Genomic DNA, 1970 nt, shown 5'->3' with positions numbered 1-1970 from the left:
GCATGCACGGTGATCTTTCCCGGGCAGTTGAAGCTGATGTTGCCGCCCTCGATCGTCACGCTCGCACCACCGGCGGTGGCGATGTGGATCGTCTTGCCGGCCGCCAGCTCCACCACGCCCTGCGCACTGGCCGCGCGCAGCGCCTGCCGCGACTGGATCTGCACCTTGTCGTTCTGCGCCTGCACGTCCAGCTCGCCGGCACCGGTGACCACGCTCAACGCGTTGCCTTCCTTCACGCCACCGTCGACCGCGGCCGCCAGCATCCCGACCGCCTGCCCGGCATGCAGCCGCGCATCACCCATCACCGTGGTGTCGCTGTGCTCGCCGCTGGCCAGCAGCAGCCCTTCACCGGCCGTCCAGTGCAGCGCCTGCCCGGCCACCTGGGCGATGCCCGCCGGCGCGGCCAGGCCCAGCAGCGGATCACCGCTGTGCGGCACCCGCCCTGCGCCGGGTTGCGCCTGCCGCTCGGCGGCCTCGCTTCGGGCCTCGCCGTAGCCATCGCCACGTACCGTGGTGTTGACGCTGTCCTGCAGCGCCGCCAGCGGCGCCTTGTCGGCGATCAGCTGCGAGCGCGCCTTGCCACGCGCACCTTCCTGCAGCGCCAACGGGCTGGTCAGGTGGGTCCGCGCCGCTTCGCTGAAGCGCTGGCCCAGCTGGTTCACCTGCTTGAGCAGGGCCGACGGCTGCACCGCCTCGCCCACCGGCTGTGCACCGTCATGCGCATACGCACTGAACCAGCTGCCCGCCGTCGCACGCACCGCTCCCCAGCCGTCGGTGCGCAGCTCGAAGCCGGTGCCGCGCAGGCTGCCCAGGAAGTTGTCCGACTGGTGGCGCAGGTGGCCCAGCGTCAGCTGCGAGGTCTGCTGGCTGCTGGCCAGCTGCACCCGCAGCTGCTGGTCCGAGTCATCGAACAGCAGGTGATTGCTGCCCTGCCCGCCGTCCCATTCGCGTGAGCGGATGCCCCACACCGCACCGGCGTGCCGGTGCGCATCGTCACCCCCGCCGGCGGCATGCCAGGCCGGGGCGTGGCCACCGCTCAGGTTGCCCTGCGCACTGCTGCGCTGGTCCCCGGCCTGCCCGTAGATCGCGCGATCCGTCTCGCCCTCGGCCCCGGCCGGGGTCGGCGCCACGCCCGCTTCGCCGCGGCCGTTGTACAGCGCGCCCAGCACGATGGGCCGGTCGATGTCGCCTTCCAGGAACCCCACCACCACTTCCTGGCCGATGCGCGGCAGGAACTGGCTGCCCACGCCCGGCCCGGCGTAGCGCTGGGCCACCCGCAGCCAGGTGGTATCGCCCTGCGCATCCTGGAAATGGAAACGCACGCGTATCCGTCCCAGGCTGTCGGCATGGACGTCCTGCCCGCCACCGTCGTGGCCGGCCACCACGATGGCGGTCTGGTAGCCCGGCGCGGTCGGCCGGGGGTTCAGGCGCGCGCCGGTGGCATCGTGCAGCTGGGGCCGCCAGGGCAGCGTCCGCTCCACGGCGGTGAAGGTGTTGCCGTAGCCCACCTTCTCGGCCGAAGCCCAACTGGTCGTACTGCCGTCCATCAACACGGCACCCAGCGTCGTCTCCACGCTCCTGCGCAGGTCGGTCGGCAGGTTGTTGATGCCGGTGTGCTCCACCGCGACCAGCAGCAGCTCCGGCGATTCGGCAAACGGCGCCTGTTGCACCCGCACCCAGGTGCCGGACTGCAACCCACGCACGCTGCCCTGCCCGTGCCAGCACCGGCTGTGGGCTTCCAGCACCTGCGCCTGCAGCTGCGCGTAATGATCGGCCGTGGCGCCATCGGCGAAGGCATAGGCACCGGCCGGGTCGTAGTGCTCGCGCTGTGACTGCGTGCCACCGCCATCCACCGGCAACTGCCGCGCGATGCTGCTCACCCGGCGGTAGTCATCGCTGAGCACGCTCACGCGCGTGCTGGTCAGCTGCCGCTGCCGGCCCAACAACTGGATGCTGTCACTGGATTCGGT

The 1970-nt window shown here is 71.6% G+C and carries 1 protein-coding gene; it reads right to left on the bottom strand.

Annotated features, from left to right (window positions below; all coding sequences use genetic code 11):
* On the bottom strand, positions 1-1970 hold a 1970-nt coding region (locus tag IB227_RS18385), incomplete at both ends, for a type VI secretion system Vgr family protein (protein WP_192288566.1).

This window comes from Stenotrophomonas sp. STM01, from assembly GCF_014852135.1.
Lineage (GTDB): Bacteria > Pseudomonadota > Gammaproteobacteria > Xanthomonadales > Xanthomonadaceae > Stenotrophomonas > Stenotrophomonas capsici.
Note: the sequence above shows the minus strand (reverse complement) of the source record. Positions and strands in the feature narration are given on the sequence as shown.